This window comes from Stenotrophomonas sp. 2694 (assembly GCF_040548715.1).
In the GTDB taxonomy this organism is placed as follows: domain Bacteria; phylum Pseudomonadota; class Gammaproteobacteria; order Xanthomonadales; family Xanthomonadaceae; genus Stenotrophomonas; species Stenotrophomonas indicatrix.
Map to the genome: position 1 here is coordinate 289877 of NZ_JBEPSG010000005.1, position 14961 is coordinate 304837.

Annotated in this window: 16 protein-coding genes; 7 read left to right on the forward strand and 9 right to left on the reverse strand. The window is 66.9% G+C overall.

What is annotated here, in order from left to right:
• Positions 1-70: 70 nt before the first annotated feature.
• The gene (gene ubiK / locus ABIA73_RS09320) at positions 71-325 is read right to left on the reverse strand and encodes a ubiquinone biosynthesis accessory factor UbiK (protein ID WP_080149656.1); all 255 of its coding nucleotides are present in this window, start codon (positions 323-325) and stop codon (positions 71-73) included.
• 158 nt (positions 326-483) lie between these two features.
• Here ubiK and ABIA73_RS09325 point away from each other — a divergent pair, with 158 nt between their 5' ends.
• Positions 484-822 (forward strand): P-II family nitrogen regulator, encoded by a 339-nt coding sequence (locus ABIA73_RS09325; protein ID WP_079223976.1) that lies wholly within the window; start codon positions 484-486, stop codon positions 820-822.
• A gap of 95 nt (positions 823-917) precedes the next feature.
• On the opposite strand, the gene ABIA73_RS09330 is transcribed toward ABIA73_RS09325, so the two are convergent.
• The gene (locus ABIA73_RS09330; protein ID WP_051585083.1) at positions 918-1577 is read right to left on the reverse strand and encodes an RIO1 family regulatory kinase/ATPase domain-containing protein; all 660 of its coding nucleotides are present in this window, start codon (positions 1575-1577) and stop codon (positions 918-920) included.
• Positions 1578-2018: 441 nt separating this feature from the next.
• On the opposite strand from ABIA73_RS09330, the gene ABIA73_RS09335 reads away from it, so the two are divergent.
• Positions 2019-2924 carry an aspartyl/asparaginyl beta-hydroxylase domain-containing protein gene (locus tag ABIA73_RS09335; protein WP_354275701.1) on the forward strand — a complete coding sequence of 302 codons (906 nt, stop codon included), beginning with the start codon at positions 2019-2021 and terminating at the stop codon, positions 2922-2924.
• 144 nt (positions 2925-3068) lie between these two features.
• On the opposite strand, the gene speE is transcribed toward ABIA73_RS09335, so the two are convergent.
• A complete protein-coding gene (gene speE, locus ABIA73_RS09340; RefSeq protein ID WP_025874562.1) occupies positions 3069-3920 on the reverse strand; it encodes a polyamine aminopropyltransferase in 852 nt (283 codons plus the stop codon).
• 179 nt (positions 3921-4099) lie between these two features.
• On the opposite strand from speE, the gene speA reads away from it, so the two are divergent.
• Positions 4100-5989: an arginine decarboxylase gene (gene speA, locus ABIA73_RS09345; protein WP_025874563.1), complete on the forward strand. Its 1890-nt coding sequence runs from the start codon at positions 4100-4102 to the stop codon at positions 5987-5989.
• Between the two features lie 43 nt (positions 5990-6032).
• Positions 6033-6353: a DUF6122 family protein gene (locus tag ABIA73_RS09350; protein ID WP_025874564.1), complete on the forward strand. Its 321-nt coding sequence runs from the start codon at positions 6033-6035 to the stop codon at positions 6351-6353.
• A 91-nt stretch (positions 6354-6444) separates the two neighbouring features.
• Here ABIA73_RS09350 and ABIA73_RS09355 read toward each other — a convergent pair whose 3' ends face one another.
• From ABIA73_RS09355 to ABIA73_RS09365, 3 genes are read right to left on the reverse strand one after another with little or no spacing between them, the layout of a single operon-like run.
• The gene (locus ABIA73_RS09355; protein WP_354275697.1) at positions 6445-7764 is read right to left on the reverse strand and encodes an ATP-binding protein; all 1320 of its coding nucleotides are present in this window, start codon (positions 7762-7764) and stop codon (positions 6445-6447) included.
• Positions 7761-8420, reverse strand: coding sequence for a response regulator transcription factor (locus ABIA73_RS09360; RefSeq protein WP_025874566.1), 660 nt, complete (start codon positions 8418-8420; stop codon positions 7761-7763). The genes ABIA73_RS09355 and ABIA73_RS09360 overlap by 4 nt, the downstream gene beginning before the upstream one ends.
• Positions 8420-8710, reverse strand: coding sequence for a PepSY domain-containing protein (locus ABIA73_RS09365; protein WP_025874567.1), 291 nt, complete (start codon positions 8708-8710; stop codon positions 8420-8422). Before ABIA73_RS09365 ends, ABIA73_RS09360 begins: the two co-directional genes overlap by 1 nt.
• A gap of 157 nt (positions 8711-8867) precedes the next feature.
• On the opposite strand from ABIA73_RS09365, the gene ABIA73_RS09370 reads away from it, so the two are divergent.
• Complete coding sequence (locus tag ABIA73_RS09370; protein WP_025874568.1) at positions 8868-9302, forward strand: PepSY domain-containing protein; 435 nt, start codon at positions 8868-8870, stop codon at positions 9300-9302.
• Positions 9303-9453: 151 nt separating this feature from the next.
• On the opposite strand, the gene ABIA73_RS09375 is transcribed toward ABIA73_RS09370, so the two are convergent.
• The 3 genes from ABIA73_RS09375 to ABIA73_RS09385 all read right to left on the reverse strand — a co-directional run bounded on the left by ABIA73_RS09375 (position 9454) and on the right by ABIA73_RS09385 (position 11786).
• Positions 9454-9945, reverse strand: coding sequence for a hypothetical protein (locus tag ABIA73_RS09375; RefSeq protein WP_025874569.1), 492 nt, complete (start codon positions 9943-9945; stop codon positions 9454-9456).
• Positions 9946-10070: 125 nt separating this feature from the next.
• Complete coding sequence (locus tag ABIA73_RS09380) at positions 10071-11279, reverse strand: NAD(P)/FAD-dependent oxidoreductase (protein ID WP_088101773.1); 1209 nt, start codon at positions 11277-11279, stop codon at positions 10071-10073.
• 12 nt (positions 11280-11291) lie between these two features.
• Positions 11292-11786: a lipocalin family protein gene (locus ABIA73_RS09385; protein WP_025874571.1), complete on the reverse strand. Its 495-nt coding sequence runs from the start codon at positions 11784-11786 to the stop codon at positions 11292-11294.
• A 182-nt stretch (positions 11787-11968) separates the two neighbouring features.
• On the opposite strand from ABIA73_RS09385, the gene ABIA73_RS09390 reads away from it, so the two are divergent.
• Positions 11969-12217 carry a hypothetical protein gene (locus ABIA73_RS09390; protein WP_025874572.1) on the forward strand — a complete coding sequence of 83 codons (249 nt, stop codon included), beginning with the start codon at positions 11969-11971 and terminating at the stop codon, positions 12215-12217.
• A gap of 90 nt (positions 12218-12307) precedes the next feature.
• Positions 12308-14734: a DUF3772 domain-containing protein gene (locus ABIA73_RS09395; RefSeq protein WP_051501681.1), complete on the forward strand. Its 2427-nt coding sequence runs from the start codon at positions 12308-12310 to the stop codon at positions 14732-14734.
• The last annotated feature ends 227 nt before the right edge of the window (positions 14735-14961 follow it).

A 14961-nucleotide genomic window follows, 5' to 3' on the forward strand; every position in this document is an offset into this window, starting at 1 on the left:
CTCGCTGGGCATGACACGGCAAGGCCTGCAATCGCGGGCCTTGTTGTTCACCGCCGCAGGGGCGGTCCACTCAGCCGGCGTCGCTGCGGCCCTGTTCCAGCTCGCGCACCGCCGTTTCCAGCGCATCCAGCTTCTCGCGGGTCTTCAGCAGCACTGCGCGCTGCACTTCAAACTCCTCGCGGGTCACCAGGTCCAGCTTGGCCAGCCCGGCCTGCAGCGCGCTCTTGAAGGTGGCCTGCAGCTCCTCGCGCGATTCGCGCAGGCCCGGCGGCACCAGGTCGCTGAGGCGACGGGCGAGGTCATCGATTTGGTTCAGGTCGATCATGGGGTGCTCCGTGGGGTGGTGGGCCTGCGCATCCGGCGCGGCCACGGCTGTTCGGCGCTAAGGATACTGCCGGCCCCGGCCTGCCGGACAGGCGCTGCGGGTTTCGCACCGGCCGCGTTCAGGCGCTATCCTCCACGCCGGAATACAGGAGATAGACGATGAAGATGGTCATGGCGGTGATCAAGCCGTTCAAGCTCGACGACGTGCGCGAAGCGCTGGCCGAGCGCGGGGTTACCGGGATCACGGTGACGGAAGTGAAGGGCTTCGGTCGCCAGAAGGGCCATACCGAGCTGTACCGCGGCGCCGAGTACGTGGTCGACTTCCTGCCGAAGGTGAAGCTGGAAGTGGCGGTGACCGACGATCAGGTGGAGCTGGTGGTGGAAGCCATCGTGAAGGCGGCCGGCACCGGCAAGATCGGCGATGGCAAGGTGTTCGTGTACGACCTGGGCAGCGTGGTGCGTATTCGTACCGGTGAGCTGGACGCGGACGCGCTGTAAGCCGGTTGCGCGCGTAGGGCGGGGTTTGTGTCGCCGGAATGAAGAGCGGTCGAGCAAGCTCGACCTCTACCGGTAAAGCGGGTGAAGCGAAGCGCCTACCGGCGCTTGGCCCACTTGTAGAACCGCTTCCAGCCTTGGCGCACAGCCGCCACCCAACCGGGGTCGGCCACCAGCGCCGCCTGCGCAGGGCTCGGCGCCTGCCCGGTCACGCGCTGGCGCATCTTCAGCAGGTTCTTCATGTCGCTGCGGCTCAGCTGCCGGCTCAGCGGGTTGCGGCGCAGCCAGCGCGGTACGCGCCAGGCCGAGGTGAAATCCAGCAGTACCGGCACGCCGGCGCTGACCACCACGTTGGTGCCATGCAGGTCGTTGTGGGTGATGCCGGCGGCATGCAGGCGGCTCAGCGCGTGCTGCAGCTGTTCGAACACTTCATTGCCCACGGCCTGCGCGGTGCTGAGGGTCTGGCCGGGGATGAATTCCATGCCCAGGGCCAGGCCACCGAGGGTGCCGAGCAGGGCCGGGGCGTGCTTCCAACCGCCCAGCCGCTCCAGCATGCGTGCCTCGCGGCGCACCATCAGCCGGGCGATCGGCGACACCGGGGTGCCACGGTAGCGGGAGTAGTCCTTCACCACCGCCGGACGGCCGTCCAGGCAGGTACGGTAGACATCGGGGGCGAGGAAGCGCTCGCCGCGCTTGAGCAGCAGCGGCGCCACGGCGTCATCGCCGCAGGACGGGGAGGGAGTGATGGAAGGGATCATGTGGGGTCTCGGGCGACCCGGTGGGCGGCGCTGAAGCGTCAAGCGAACCGGTACGACGGGGGGAACTGGCTAAACTTTCGTTAAGTCAATTTTAGTACCGGCAAGTTCGCTATTCCACGATTTGTCGGAGAAATGTCGGCGTCGTGGCTGGAACAGTTCGTCGCGCTTTTTCGGACAATTCCGTCTCACTTTTCGAAAATCAATTTTATTTCAATAACTTGCAAATGCTGCCGGCGGCGTTCGCGGCGCAGCGTTGCGGCCCACGCACGCTTGGCTTGACCCCGGCGCACGGCCTGCCGACCATAAGCTGTTACACGCGACATCGACGGCCGCACCCACCCGGCACGTCCCCGTCTCCTGCCGCGTTCCCCCACTGATGCCGGCCCTGCGGCCGCATCGCCCTGTTTCCCTGTCCGGCGCGTGCTGGAGGAAAGTGCTTTGATCATCAAAATCGTACTTGCGGCGCTGTTCGTGTCCTGCGTGCTGTACATCCACTTCCGTGGCAAGGTCCGTGCGCGCTGGTCGCGCCAGCTGCTGGACCATTCCAGCTTCATGGCTCCGATCAACGTGGTCATGTACATGTTCTCCAAGGTGCCGAACACGCCGTTCCTGGACCCGGGCAAGGAATTCCCGCAGCTGGAGCCGCTGCGGCAGAACTGGCAGATGATCCGCGACGAGGCACTGGCGCTGCGCGATGCGCAGGCGATCGCTGCCTCCAGCACGTTCAATGATGCAGGCTTCAATTCGTTCTTCCGCCGCGGCTGGAAGCGCTTCTACCTGAAGTGGTACGGCCCCTCGCACCCGTCGGCCAAGGCGATGTGCCCCAAGACCACCGCGCTGCTGGAATCGCTGCCGGACGTGCGCGCGGCGATGTTCGCGCAGCTGCCGTCGGGCAGCGAGCTGCGCCCGCACCGCGACCCGTTCGCCGGTTCGCTGCGCCTGCACCTGGGCCTGGCCACGCCCAACAACGATGCCTGCTACATCGAAGTGGACGGCATCAAGAAGAGCTGGCGCGACGGTGAGTGGATGATGTTCGACGAGACCTACATCCACCATGCGCACAACGAGACGCCCGAAGACCGGGTGATCCTGTTCTGCGATATCGCCCGCCCGCTGCGCTTCGGCCTGCCGGGCCTGTTCAACCGCCTGGTGGCGTCCACGCTGCTGGCCGGTGGCGCCTCGCCGAACCTGCCGGGCGACCCGACCGGTGGCGTCAACAAGGCCTTCGGCAGCGTGTACAAGGTGCGGCTGAAGGCCAAGGCGCTGCGCGAGCGCAGCGTGGTGGCCTATCAGGTGATCAAGTGGGGCCTGGTGGTGGCGGTGATCGCGGGTATCTGGGCGCTGTAAGCGAACGGCCGCCGGGCATGGCCCGGCGCTACCGGAAAACGAAAAAACCCGCGCTGTCGCCAGCGCGGGTTTTTGCTTTGGGATGTGCCAACCTTGGTTGGCACATCCCAATCCCGGTGGGTGCCGACCGTTGGTCGGCACGCCTTACTTCAGCGCCGCCTTCACGAACGGCGGGGTCACCAGCACGCCGGTGTGCAGCGCGGCGGTGTAGTACAGGGTATCGAAGGTCTTGGCGGCCGAATCGGCCTGGCGGAAGTCGAAGCTGCTGTCGCCCTTGCGCGCCAGGGTCACGCTCCACCAGCCGGTGGGGTAGCACGGCTGCGGGAACGGCAGGGTCTTGAACGAGCCGAAGCCGGCCTTGCCCATCTCGGTACGCATTTCGTTGATCAGCTCCAGCTGCATCAGCGGCGACTCGGACTGCTGCACCAGGATGCCGTCGTCCTTCAGGGCCTTGAAGCAGCTCTCGTAGAACGCCTTGTTGAACAGGCCTTCACCCGGGCCGACCGGGTCGGTCGAATCGACGATCACCACGTCCACGCTGCCGGCCGGGCAGTTGGCCATGTAGGCCACGCCGTCGTCGAACATCAGCTCGGCGCGCGGGTCGTCGTTGGAATCGCACAGTTCCGGGAAGTGCTTGCGCGCCATCACCGTCACCTGCTCGTCGATGTCGCACTGGGTCACGCTCTCCACGCCCTTGTGCTTGAGCACTTCGCGCAGGGTGCCGCAGTCGCCGCCGCCGATGATCACCACGCGCTTGGGCGCGGCGTGGGTGAACAGCACCGGGTGGCTGATCATCTCGTGGTAGAAGAAGTTGTCCTTGCTGGTCAGCATGATGGCCCCATCGATGGTCATCAGGTTGCCCCAGTCGGTGGTCTGGAAGATCTCGATCTTCTGGAACGGCGACTGCACTTCGTCCAGCTTGCCGGTGATGCGGTAGCCGATGGCCGAGCCGGTGCGCTCGAAGTGTTCGATGTACCAGTTGCTGTTGTCAGTCATGGGAAAGCATTCCTGTTCGGAGGGGATGGAGCCGGGCTGAAGGCGGGGTGCCACGCATCCGGACGGATCGGCCCGTTCAGGTTCAGACCTGCCACGGGCGCGGGCGCGCATGATAACGAACCTGTGGGCATATAGGCGTTATCATGCCCCCCCTTTTATTTGCCACAAGGCCGACTGCAATGACCGATTGGTCCCTCGACCAAGCCCGCAAGACCTACTCGATCCCGCACTGGGCGGATGGCTATTTCGACGTGGATCAGGCCGGGCACATGGTGGTGAGACCGACCGGGGCGGATGGCCCGGTGGTGTCGCTGCCCAAGGTGGTCGATGCCGCGCGCGCGGCCGGTGCCAAGCTGCCGCTGCTGGTGCGCTTCCCGGACATCCTCGGCCAGCGCCTGGGCAAGCTGCAGGCGGCGTTCGCCCAGGCCCAGCAGGATTGGGACTACCCGGGCGGCTACACGGCCGTGTATCCGATCAAGGTGAACCAGCACCGCGGCGTGGCCGGAACCTTGGCCAGCCACCACGGTGAAGGCTTCGGCCTGGAAGCGGGCAGCAAGCCGGAACTGATGGCCGTGCTGGCGCTGTCGCGCCCGGGTGGCCTGATCGTCTGCAACGGCTACAAGGACCGCGAGTACATCCGCCTGGCCCTGATCGGCCGCAAGCTGGGCCTGCAGACCTTCATCGTCATCGAGAAGCCGTCCGAGCTGAAGCTGGTGCTGGAAGAGTCCAAGGCGCTGGACGTGAAGCCGGGCCTGGGCGTGCGCATGCGCCTGGCCTCGCTGGGCGCCGGCAAGTGGCAGAACAGCGGTGGCGACAAGGCCAAGTTCGGCCTGTCCCCGCGCCAGCTGCTGGACCTGTGGAAGTCGCTGCGCGATACCGAATACGCCGACTGCCTGAGCCTGCTGCACTTCCACATGGGCTCGCAGATCTCCAACGTGCGCGACATCGCCAACGGCATGCGCGAAGCCACCCGCTACTTCGTCGAGCTGTCACAGCTGGGTGCGAAGATCACCCACGTCGACGTGGGCGGTGGCCTGGGCGTGGACTATGAAGGCACCCGTTCGCGCAGCTTCTGCTCGATCAACTACGGCCTCAATTCGTACGCCAGCAACATCGTTCAGCCGCTGGCCAACGCCTGCGAAGAACACGGCCTGACCCCGCCGCGCATCGTCACCGAGTGCGGCCGCGCGATGACCGCGCACCACGCGGTGCTGATCGCCAACGTGTCTGAAGTGGAACAGGCGCAGGAAGGCCGCGTGCCGGACCAGCACGACGACGAGCCGGCCTCGATCCGCCACCTGCGCGAGATCCACGAAGAACTGGACGTGCGTCCGGCGGTGGAGCTGTTCCAGGAAGCACAGCACTTCCACGCCGAAGGCCTGTCCAGCTATGCGCTGGGCCAGATCGACCTGCCGCAGCGTGCGCGCATCGACGATCTGTTCTATGCCATCGCCCATGGCGTGCGTGCGCGCCTGAGCTACGACGAGAAGAGCCATCGCCCGGCGCTGGATGAACTGAACGAGCGCCTGGTCGACAAGTACTTCGTCAACTTCAGCGTGTTCGAATCGATTCCCGATGCGTGGGCGATCGACCAGGTGTTCCCGATCGTGCCGATCGAGCGCTTGAACGAGGCGCCGGATCGCCGCGGCATCATCGCCGACATGACCTGCGATTCCGATGGCATGGTCAAGACCTACGTCGAGAACGAAAGCCTGGACAGCTCGCTGCCGCTGCACGCGATCAAGCACGGCGAGAGCTACCGCATCGGTTTCTTCATGGTCGGTGCCTACCAGGAAATCCTCGGCGACATCCACAACCTGTTCGGCGATACCGACGCGGTGGAAGTGCTGGCCGATGCCGATGGCTATGCCATCACCCAGCAGCGTCGCGGCGATACCACCGACGTGATGCTGGACTACGTGGGCTACAAGCTGGATGACCTGCGTGCGGCCTACGCCGAGCGCGTGGCCTCGGCAGACCTGTCGCCGGAACGCGCGCAGGAACTGTCCGAAGCGCTGGAAGCGGGCCTGACCGGCTACACCTACCTGTCCGATGAACCATTGATCTGAGGGTGACGGGAACGCCGGGCATGGCCCGGCGCTACCGGTGCTGATGAGCGCCCGCGCGATCTTTCATCTGTTCCTGCATGCCGCCGTGCCAGCTCTGCTGGCATGGCTGTTCTGGCGCAAGCGCTTCGCCTCGGCGTGGGTGTTGCTGTTGCTGGGCTGGATCATCGATCTGGACCACCTGCTGGCCGATCCGATCTACGCCCCGAACCGCTGCAGCATCGGCTTCCACCCGCTGCATACCGCACCGGCGATTGCCGTGTATGCGGGCCTGTGCGTGCCGAAGAAAACGCGGCTGGTGGGCATCGGTTTGATGATCCACATCGTGCTCGATGCCATCGACTGCTGGTGGATGCATCACCGTTGATGCTCTTGATGCGTGTCGACCGAGGTCGACACCTGCCGGCGCGCGCATGATCCGGTAGCGCCGGGCCATGCCCGGCGAACGCAGCGGCGCGTCACCCCATCGGCAACCACAACGTGGCGCGCAATCCCGGGTGTGCATTCTCCAGCGCCAGCCGTCCACCATAACTGGCGGCGATATCACCCACGATGGCCAGGCCCAGGCCGCTGCTGTTTTCGCGCTCATCCAGCCGTACGCCACGCTGGGTCACCTGCGCCAGCGCCTCGGCTGCCAGCCCCGGACCGTCGTCGCGCACATCAATGCGCAACTGTTCGTCGTCCACGCGCGCAGTGACCGTCACCTCCCGCTGTGCCCACTTGCCGGCGTTGTCGAGCAGGTTGCCAAGCATCTCTTCCAGGTCGGCGCTGGCACCGGCGAACTGCAGGTCGTCGGCAATGCCTTCGGCCTGGAACTGCAGCGCATGGTCGCCATGCACGCGTGCCATCAGCCCGCACAGCGCCTGTGCCACCGTGGCCACCGGCGTGCGTTCGCGATGGTCGGCGGTCAGCCCGGCGGCAAGGTAGCGATCGACGCTGGCCTGCATGCGTGCGCCCTGTTCGCGCAGCGTCGCGCGCCACGCGCGGCCCTCGCCATCGGCTTCGGCGGCGAGCACGCTCAGCGGTGTTTTCAGCGCATGCGCCAGATCCTGTGCGCTGGTGCGGGCGCGGCCCACCATCCGTTGCTGGTGGTCGAGCAGGGTATTGAGCTCCTCGCCGAGCGGTGCGATTTCAGCGCCCAATCCGGCCGTATCGATGCGCTGTGCATCGCCGCGGCGCACGCGTTCCAGCTGCGCACTGAGACGCTGCAGGGGCCGCAGGCCGAAATGCACCTGGCTGGCCAGTACCGCCAGCCACGCCGCTACCAGCACGGCCAACGCCATTGCGCTGCGCTGGCGGAACGCGGCGACGTCCGCATCCAGTGCACTGCGGTCGGTGGCGACCACGGCGACATAGGGTTGGTTCGCGCGGGGCAGGCGCACCGGTTGCACGCGCGCGCGCAGCGATTGCTGCAGCGGGCCCGGCAGATTGCGTTCGGCCGTGCCAGTGGCGGCCACTGGCAGCGTTTCGTCCCACAACGAACGTGACTGCAGCAGCACCTTGCCGCTGCCATCGGCGATCTGCCAGTACGCGCCGGAGAACACGCGCTGGAAGCGCGCATCGTTGGGTTCCTGGCGCAGCTGCAGCTGGCCATCGGCATCGATCTCGGCCTGCGCCAGCAGGGTCAGCATGTCCTGCTGCAGTTCGTTGTCCAGGCGGTCGCGCGCGCTGCGCTTGAACAGTTCGCCCAGCAGCGCACTGGCCAGTGCCGAGACCAGCAGCAGGCCGATGCCACCGGCCAACAGCAGCCGGCGTCGCAATGACGGCTGCCGGCTCACGGCGCGGCCAACCGCCAGCCCTGGCCGCGTACGGTCTGGATCAGGTCGGTGCCGAGCTTGCGGCGCACCCGCCCCAGCAGTACGTCCAGCGCATTCGAATCGGGGTCATGACCGCCATCGAACACATGTTCGCCCAGGCGGTCGCGGCCGATCACCTGGCCGCTGTGGTGGATGAAGTAGCTCAGCAGGCGGAATTCCTGCGGGCTCAGCGCCAACGCTTGGCCATCCAGGTCGAAGCGCCCGGCATTGACGTCCAGCTGCAGTGGACCGCACTGCAACCGTGGACTGGCATGGCCGTGGCTGCGGCGGATCAGCGCGCGCAGGCGCAGCACCAGTTCGTCGGCCTGGAAAGGTTTGGTCAGGTAGTCGTCGGCGCCGGCGTCGAAGCCGGCCAGCTTGTCGTGCCAGCGCCCGCGTGCGGTCAGCACCAGCACGGGAAAGTCGCGGCCGTTGCCGCGCCAGCGTTCGATCACGCTCAGGCCGTCCAGCCCGGGCAGGCCCAGATCGACGATGGCGGCCTGCAGGTCTTCCACCTGGCCGATCTCCTCGGCCTGGCGACCATCGGCCACCACCTCGACCACGTAACCGGCCTGCTCCAGCAGCGGCTGCAGGCGCTCTGCCAATGCGGCATCGTCTTCGGCCAACAGGATGCGCATCAGTCGTCCAGCTCCGTCTTCAACAGCCTGCCGTTGCGCGCATCATAGTCCAGCTCCACCACCACGCCGTCGGCGCGCAGGATCTCCACTTCGTACACGCCATCGTCCAGTTCCACTTCCAGCAGCTGGCCGGGGTGGCGCTTGAGTGCATCGCGCACCACGCCTTCCAGCGGCACGTAGCGGCCCTGCTGCACCGCGCGGCGCGCGACCTGCTGCGCCGGGTCCTGGGCAGGGCCGGCGGCGGTCGGGGCGCTGGCCAGGGCCAGCAGCAGGGACAGGGAGGGCAGGATCGGCACGTGAGTGGCTGGAAGCATGGGGAACAAGTGACAGGCGCGAGTGTGCCGCGGCCGACTAACGGTTGGCTAACAGCGCCGGCTAGGCCGCTGTTAACCACGCCGTGCATCGTGGCGTTGCCGGGATGGTCCGGCAACGAACAGGAGAACCCCCATGTTGAAATCGCTCACCCTCGCCACCGTTGTCGCCCTGGCCGTGGCCCCCGCCGTACAGGCCGCGCCGCTGGGCATGGCCCAGGTCGAACAGACCCTGCGCAAGGCCGGCTACACCCAGATCCATGAGATCGAGCGGGATGATGGCCTGTGGGAAGCCGATGTCAGCCGTGCCGACGGTCGTTTCAGCGAGGTGTATGTGGACCCGAAGACCGGCGAGATCTTCGACGAGCACGATGGGCGTGCGCAGCTGAGCACCGAGCAGGTGCTGGCCAAGGCGCAGTCGCAGGGCCTGCGCGAGATCCATTCGCTGGAACGCGATGGTGCGACGTGGTCGCTGGAAGCGCGCAATGCCCGCAACCAGAAGGTGGAAGTGCGCCTGAGCGGTCATGACGGCCGCATCCTGCACAGCGAGCGCGATGGCTGGCTGGATTGACGCCTGCTTCGGGACGGGGCGTGTCGCTGGTAGCGCCGGGCCATGCCCGGCGAGCGCAGCGGACGCATCAGGCCGCCGGGCATGGCCCGGCGCTACCTTCCGCTGTTACCAGTAGAGGCCGACCTTGGTCGGCCCAGGCCCGACGCGGGGCTTACCAGCCGTAAGGCGGCGGGTAATCCCAATAGCCCGGGCCACCACCGTAATACCCACCACCACCGTACGGCCCGAAGAAGCCCGGGCCCTTGCCTTCGCTCACGTGGATGTTGACGTTGACCCCACGGGTCTTGCCTTCATCGTTGGTGTAGTTCTTGCTGAGATTCAGCGTGGCGGCGTTGTAGTGGGTGTTGCCGTAATTCTTGGCATAGCCGATGCCGGTGGTGAAGCTGCCGGAGACCTTGACCTTGTCGTCCTGCACGTCGGCGATCCTGCCGTCGCCGTGCACGCGCGGGCCGGTCTTGTCGCCGTAGAACGTGCCGGGCGGATCCTGCTGCAGCGTCGGATCGTTGAGATAGCGCATCGGCGTCTGCGGCACGGACAGGTCCAGGCCGGACGCCTGCGGCGCGGTGGCGCCGGCGGCGGACTGCGCCAACGCGGTCCCGGGCAGGGCGGCCAGGCACAGCAGCAGGGTCAGGGGGCGGATCATGACGGCACTCCAGCGCAGAGGGGCCGCGCAGCACGCGGCGGTACAGGCCGACGCTAGCAGGCGTTGCTTGAATGATGCCTGTCGGCGCCGGTTTGCGGTAGAGCCAGGCCATGCCTGGCTTCACGCTACAACCGCCCGAACCCGAACAGGTCCTGCAGCGGGTGCCGGCGCCGCTCGATCCGTGCCCGCAGCAGCCCGGCGCCGATCATCGAATAGGTGATGCCATTGCCACCATAGGCCATGGCGAACTGTACCCGTGGCCCCCATTGCGCATGCGGCCCGAAGAACGGCAGGCCGTCAGCGGTCTCGGCAAAGGTGCCCGCCCATGAAAACGCCGGGGTCGGCTGCAGGTGCGGGAACCATTGCAGCAGCTGCTTCATCAGTTTGCGGGCCTTGCTGTCCACCCGGCCATCGCGGCGGGCGGGAATATCGATGGCATCGTCCAGCCCGCCCACCAACAGCCTGCGGTCGCCAGTGGCACGCAGGTACAGGTAGGGGCGCGCGCTCTCCCAGACCATCGTGCGCTGCAGCCAGCCCAGTTCATCGGCGTTGATCGGGTCGGTGATGAACGCATAGCTGCTGCGGTTGCGGGCCACGCGTGGGTCCAGCCACTGCTGGTTGGCATAGCCCATCGCCAGCACCACGTGGCGGGCGCGGATCTGCATGCCGGATTCGGTGCGGGCGGTTACGCCGCGCGCGGTGGGGGTGAGGGCATGCAGCACGGTGCGGTCATGCACAGTGCCGCCGCGCCGCTGCAACCGCCGCAGCAGCCCGTAAGTGAAGCAGTAGGGATCAACCCGTGCGGCCTGGCGGGTCAGCAGGGCGCCTCCGGCATCGACGCTGAAACGTTCCTGCAGCGCGTCCCGGTCCAGCCAGCGCGCATCCAGGCCGATGCCACGGCGCGCCTCGCCTTCGGCCATCAGCCGCGGTACGTCGCGGCGACGGCTGGCCAGGTACAGGCTGTCCATCTGCTTGAAGTCGACGTCCTTCAGGCCGCGCGCGACCTCGCCCAATGCAGGGATCGCGTCCGCACAGGCCTGGTAGGCCAGCGCCGCAGCGTCCTGGCCATACTGCGAGGCCAGCTCCAGCAGATGGGTATCGATCTCGTACTGCAGCAGCGCGGTACTGGCTGCGGTGCTGCCCCAGCCGATGTCACGCTGCTCGATCAACGCAACGTCGTGGCCATGGGCCGACAGCTCATCGGCGATCAGCGCGCCGGTGATGCCACCACCGACCACCAGCACATCGCACTGCAGATCCTGTTCCAGCGGCGGAAAGGCCTGGATCAGGCCGTTGCGCACCGCCCACCACGGGTAACCACTCTTCAGGTCCATGCGGGTTCGTGCTCAGGCGGTGGGGTGGCCGGTATGCGGGGTCAGGATCAGTTCGGACAGATCGAAGCCCTGCAGGCGCGCGCTGGCCAGATAATGTTCCTGCACGGTGGCATCGAGCCGGGGCTCACGTGCCAGCAGCCACAGGTACTTGCGATCCGGGCTGCCGACCAGGGCAACGCTGTAGTCCGGCGCCACCTGTATCACCCAGTAGTCACCCTTGGCGAAGGGCAGCCAGCGCAGGCCCTTGGGCAGGAAGCTGACTTCCAGCCGCGCGCTGTCGTTGTCGATCGCGCAGGCCTCACCGGTGGCTTCCTCGATCTCGCCGTCCATGCGGCAGCGGTTGGTGACGCCCACGTTGCCGTTGTCGAGCAGCTGGTAATGGGCCGACACATCGGTGCAGCCCTCCGGCTCGTGGCGCATCGGCAGGCGGGCGATCTCGTACCAGGTGCCCAGGTAGCGGGGCAGCTTGAGGTCGGTGACGGTCTTCAGGGGAGGCAGGTCGGTCATTGTCAGGCGTGGCAGGAGAGGACCTCCACGATGCCGAGGACACTGCCACGGGCGGGTGAAGCCGGGGCGAGGGCCATGTCCAGAACATTCCGTCGCCCGGGCGGAGCGCGTGCCGTCATCGGCGCAGCGGTATGCTTCCGCCAGCGCCGCGTTTTTCCGATCCAACCGAAGTGGAGGTGCCGATGTACCAGGTGATCCTGTTGAAGAGTGAAACCCAGTTCGCCCGCGAGCAGTGGCCGCAGGTGGACGATCTGGTGGACTACGAAGGCGTGGCCTACAGCCTGCGCGCCGGGCCGCGCCAGCCGTTGCCGACCGACCACGCCTGGCACCCGATCGCGGTGTATGCGCCGGATGAGATCACCGAGGAAGAATTCCAGGACTGGTACGCGCTGCAGCAGCCGCAGGTGGAAGAGCTGCGCCTGAAGTACTGAGCCGCAACCAGCGGCCAGCGCCTGCGCATCCGCCGTTTACAGTACCTGCCGTATAGTCGCGCGCAGGCGCGGTGGTCCGCGCAAAACGGTGTGGCTGGCTTGTCTTCCTTCTTCCGAACGATCCTGGTGCGTGGCCCCTGGTTGGCCCTGCTGTTGTGCTGCACGCTGCTGCTGGCTGTGCCGGCGCTGGCCCAGGATGACGACCCCACGCCCAAGCAGCAGCTGGCGCAGATCGACAGCACGCTGAAAGATGTTGAGCGCAAGCGTGTTGATGCCGAGGCCACCGAAACGCTGGGCACGCTTTCGGAAAATGCATCACAGGCCAAGCGTGATGCCGAGGCGCTGGAAAAGACCCTGCAGCCGCAGCTGGACCAGCTCAACGAGCAGCTGACGCAGCTGGGCGAGGCGCCCAAGGACACCACTGAACCGCCGGAGCTGGCGGCGCAGCGGCGCACGCTGACGCGCCAGCGCGATGCCCTGGCGGCATCGATTGCCCAGGCCAAGTCCAGTGCCGTCCGTGCGCAGCAGTTGAGCGCGGACATCGACAAGCAGCGCAACGCGCAGCGCACCGAGGAACTGGGGCGCAAGGTCGCCTCGCCACTGTCGCCAACGCTGTGGCGACAGGTGGCCGACCAGTTGCCAAACGACATCGCCCGCGTCACTCCTTTGGCCCAGCAGGGCCGTGCCGCGCTGACCACGGCCATTGCCACCCATGGCTGGGGCACGTTGCTGCTGGGGCTGGCGGCGGCACTGGTGATGATGTTCCCGTTGCGCCTGTGGCTGCGCGCGCTGGGGCGCCGGTTCGCTGCGTCCGAGCGTGCCCCCGACGGCCGCCTGCGCCGCTCCGGTCTGGCCATGTGGCTGCTGCTGGTGGGCACCCTGCTGCCCGGCTACGCCGTGGTGGTGCTGGTGGCTGCACTGGATGCCATCGGCGCGATTCCGCCGCGCCTGCAGAGCGTGGCCGAAGGCGTACAGGCGGCGACGTTTGCTGCGGCCTTCATTTCCGCGCTCAGCGCCTGCCTGCTGGTGCCCAAGCGGCCTTCGTGGCGGCTGCTGAACCTGGATGACACCGCCGCGCTGAAACTACGCAAGTACGCCTGGGGTGCCGCAGCACTGGCCTGGCTGAGCACGGTGCTGGTGGCCATCGATCGCGCCACCCGCACCAGCGACGTCACTACGGTGGCGCTGGACGGCGTGATCGCGCTGACCTATCTGGGCCTGATCATGGCCATGCTGGTGACCCTGGCGCGCCTGCATCGGCGCCAGACCGCCGAGGCTGAGGCGAAGCTGGAAGCGCAGGCCGACGGCCAGGGTGCGGCCGTTCCGGTGCGGCGCAGCAGCTGGCTGGTGCTGGCACGTGTGGCCGGCAACATCGCCGTGGTGGCCGCGATCATCGCCACCCTGATGGGCTATGTGAACTTCGCCAAGTTCGTCAACCAGCAGCTGATCGGCGGCAGCATCGTGGTGCTGGCGGCGACGCTGCTGTTCAAGTTCGTCGATGATTTCTCCACCTGGCTGCTCAACGCCGACAGCAAGGTCGGCCAGACCATCCTGCTCAGCACCGGCCTGAGCGTGTCGCGGCTGGAGCAGGCCGGTGTGCTGCTGTCTGCCGTGCTGCGCACGTTCGTGGTGCTGATCGCGCTGCTGGCACTGGCGGCGCCGTTCGGCAACATCGGCTCGGTGGTCGAGCGCGTCGCTTCGCTGGCCAACGGCATTTCCATCGGCGACATCACGCTCAAGCCTGCGCGTATCGCCATCGCCCTGCTGGTGATGCTGGTCGGGTTGGGGCTGACGCAGCTGCTGCAGCGCTGGTTGACCGACACCTACCTGCCCAAGACCGAACTGGACCTGGGCGCGCGCAATTCAATCAGCACGATCACCCGCTACGTGGGCATCATCCTGGTGGCGCTGTGGGCGCTGACCGCCATGGGCCTGAACCTGAAGAACCTGGCGTTGCTGGTCAGTGCGCTGTCGGTAGGTATCGGCTTCGGCCTGCAGGCGATCATCCAGAACTTCGTCTCCGGCCTGATCCTGCTGACCGAGCGGCCGGTGAAGATCGGTGACTGGGTGAAGCTGGGCGATCAGGAAGGCGACATCCGCCGCATCAACGTGCGCTCCACCGAGATCCAGGTGAGCGACAAGTCCACGCTGATCGTGCCCAACTCGGAACTGATCACCAAGACCATCCGCAACATGACGATGGGCAACAACCAGGGGCGCATCCAGATCCAGTTCGCGGTGCCGGCCAGCACCGATGTCGCGGGCCTGCGGCAGGCGTTGCTGGATGCCTACGGTGCCCACAACACGGTGCTGCAGCAGCCGGCGCCGTCGGTGTACATCGACAGCATCGCTGGCGGCCAGATCACCATCAACAGCTTCGCCTACGTGGCCAGCCCGCGGCAGGTGTATGGCACGCGCAGCGATCTGTATTTCAGCCTGCTGCAGATCCTGGCCGAGCGGAACATCCCGCTGTCCACGCCGACCGACATCCATATCACCCGCGATCCGCCGCAGTAAGCGGGTGGGTCGGCAGGGCTGCGCCCTGCACCCGCCGAAGCGGTAGTGCCGGCCGCTGGCCGGCAACCTCAGGAGCAACAGCAACAGCAACGGCAACAGCGAAAGCAAAAGCAAAAGCGGGTTTCCTGTGGGATGGCGGGGTGGGTCCGGTTGCGGGGGACGCCGTAAACCCGTCCTTGGGGGCTTGGCCGCGGCATCCATGCCGCGGACACCCCCGCAACCGGACC